The sequence below is a fragment of the Streptomyces sparsus genome, assembly GCF_054776295.1.
Window position 1 is genome coordinate 1 of the sequence record NZ_BAAHCA010000660.1, and the last position, 2,760, is coordinate 2,760.

1 protein-coding gene is annotated in these 2,760 nt (G+C 75.9%); it reads right to left on the reverse strand.

Annotation, left to right across the window (positions count from 1 at the left end; translation table 11 throughout):
- Positions 1–2,760, reverse strand: a 2,760-nt coding sequence (locus ACYVE9_RS21790) for a condensation domain-containing protein (protein ID WP_461029583.1), incomplete at both ends; no start/stop codon positions are given.

Consider the following 2,760-nt stretch of genomic DNA (forward strand, 5'->3'; position numbering starts at 1 on the left):
CAGGGGGCGGCCGACGGGGAGGCCCCGGCGGCCCGTGCCGGCGGCCAGGTCGGCGTCGGTGACCTGGTGCCAGGCGGCGCAGGTGGTCATCTCCGCCGGGCCGTAGCCGTTGACGATCGCGGTGTCCGGGCAGTGGCGCCGGACGGCACGGACTGCGCGGGACGAGACGACGTCGCCGCCGGTCCACACCACGTCGAGGCCGTCCAGGCAGCCGGGGTCCTCCTCGGCGACGAGCTGGAAGAGGCCGGCGGTCAGCCAGAGGCTGGTGGGTCGGGTCTCGGTGATCAGCTGCCGCAGGGTCCGCAGGTCGAGGTCGCCGGGCGGGGCGACGACGACCTCGCCGCCGTTGAGGAGGGGCACCCAGAGTTCCATGGTGGAGGCGTCGAAGGAGTGCGGGGAGTGCATCACCATCCGGCGGGCGGTGGTGGGTTCGTAGCAGGTGTCGGCGGCGAGGGCGAGGATGCCTTCGTGGGTGAGGGCGACGCCCTTGGGGACGCCGGTCGACCCGGAGGTGTAGATGACGTAGGCGAGCTGACCGGGGACGGCGGGGCCGGCCGGGGCGGCCGGGTTACGTGGAGGCGGCGCGGCCAGGGCCTCGGCGGCGTCGAGGACGACCGGCGCGCCTGCGGGCTGCCTCCCGGGCGCCGGGCCGGGCCCGACGACGAGGACGGCGGCGTCCGCCTCGGTGATGACTTGGGACAGTCGGGCGTGCGGCGCGCGGGCGTCGAGGGGGACATAGACGCCGCCGCTCTTGAGGACGGCGAGGGCGGTGACGGCGTACAGCACGCCGTGCTCCATGAGGACGGCGACGCGGGTCTCCCGGCGCACCCCGGCGGTGGTGAGGTGCGCGGCGAGGCGGTCGGAGCGGGTCTCCAGTTCCGCGTAGGTCAGTGTCTCCGTGTCGGAGCGCAGGGCGACGGCCTTCGGGGTGCGGCGGGTGTGGGCGGTGATCCCCTCCGTGACGCTCCGGGGGGTGGGGCCGGGCGGCGCGGGGCGGGCCGGTGTCCTGCTCCAGCGGTCCAGGATGTGAGCGCGTTCTTCCGGGGCGAGCAGGTCGGCGGTGCCGATGGGGGTGTCGGGGGCGTCGGCCAGCTGGGTGAGGAGCCGGACGAGGCGGTCGCCCAGGGCGCGGGCGGTCTCCGGGGTGAACAGGGCGGTGCGGTACTCCAGCATGCCGTCGAGGCCCTCGCCGTCGCCCCCGGGTCCGCGGCGCTCGTACAGGCTGAATGCCAGGTCGCACTTGGCGGTGCCGGTGGCGACGGTCGCGACCTCGGCGCGCAGCCCGGGCAGGTCGAGCCGCTCGGGGGGTGGCGGGGTGAGGACCAGCATCACCTGGTAGAGGGGCGGACCGGTCTCGGGGCGGCGCGGGGCCAGGGCCTCCACGACCCGTTCGAACGGGACGTGCTGATGGGCGAAGGCGTCCAGGTCGCCGGTACGGACCCGGCCGAGGAGTTCACGGAAGGTGGGGTCGCCGGAGGTGTCGGTGCGCAGCACGAGGGTGTTGACGTAGAAGCCGACCGACGCGTCGAGCCGGGGGGCGGGCCGGTCGGCGACGGCGGTGGCGAGGGGGATGTCCGTGCCGGCGCCGAGGCGGGTGAGGAGGACCGCGAGCGCGGTGTGGACGGCCATGAACAGGCTGGCGCGTTCGGTGGCGGCGAGCCGGGCGAGGCGCCGGTGCAGGGCCGGGGGGACCCGGAAGGCGGCGGTGGCCCCGTCGTCCGTCGGCGGTGCCGTTCGGTCGACGGGCAGGGCGATGCGGTCCGGCAGTCCGTCCAGGGCGCGGGTCCAGTGGGCGAGGCCGTCGTCCTCGGCGGCGGAGCCGCGAGCGGGGTCTGCGGCGCGGTCGAGCGCGAAGTCGGCGTACTGGTACGGCAGGGGTGGCAGGTCCGTGGGTGCCGCACCGCGCAGCCGCGCGGCGTACGCGGTCTCCAGGTCGGCGGTGAGGATGCCGAGCGAGGTGTGGTCGCAGGCGATGTGGTGGAGGAGAAGGAGCAGCGTGCGGGGCCGGCCGGGGCCGGTGGTGAACAGGGTCGCGCGCAGCGGGGTCTCGTGGTCGAGCCGGAAGGCGTGCCGGGCGGCGATGGCCAGCCGGGCGGGCAGTTCGCTGGGATCGACGGTGGTCTCGGCGAGGCGGGGGCGGCCGGCTTCGGGCGGCAGTATCCGCTGGTACGGGTTGCCGTCCTCCTCCTCGATGACGGTCCGTAGGATCTCGTGCCGGTCGGTCACGTCGCCGAGGGCGGCGGCGAGCGCGACCGGATCCAGGTCGCCGGTGAGGCGGATCGTCAGGGGGACGTTGTAGGCGCGGTCGGCGGCGGTGTGGCGGTGCAGGAACCAGAGCCGCCGCTGTCCGTGGGAGAGCGGGATCCGCTCCGGGCGTGCGGCGGCGGGTTCTCCGGGGTCGGCGGGGGCGGTGAGCCGGGCCGCGAGGGCGGAGACCGTGGGGTTGTCGAAGATGTCGCGGACGTCGATGTCGGTGTGGTGGGCGGCGCGGAGGGCGGTGGCCAGCCGGGCGGCGCGCAGGCTGTCTCCGCCGAGGTCGAAGAAGTCGTCGTGGGGGCGCACCCGGCTCGTGCCGAGGAGCCGGGCGAACAGGTCGGCGACCTGGCGTTCGAGCGGTGTGGCGGGTTCGGCCGCGGGCTCGGGGTGTGCGGGGCCGCGGGGTGGGAGATCGCCGGGGGCGGGCAGTGCGGCGCGGTCGAGTTTGCCGTTCGGGGTGAGCGGCAGCGCATCGACGAGCACCAGGCGGGCGGGGAGCAGGTG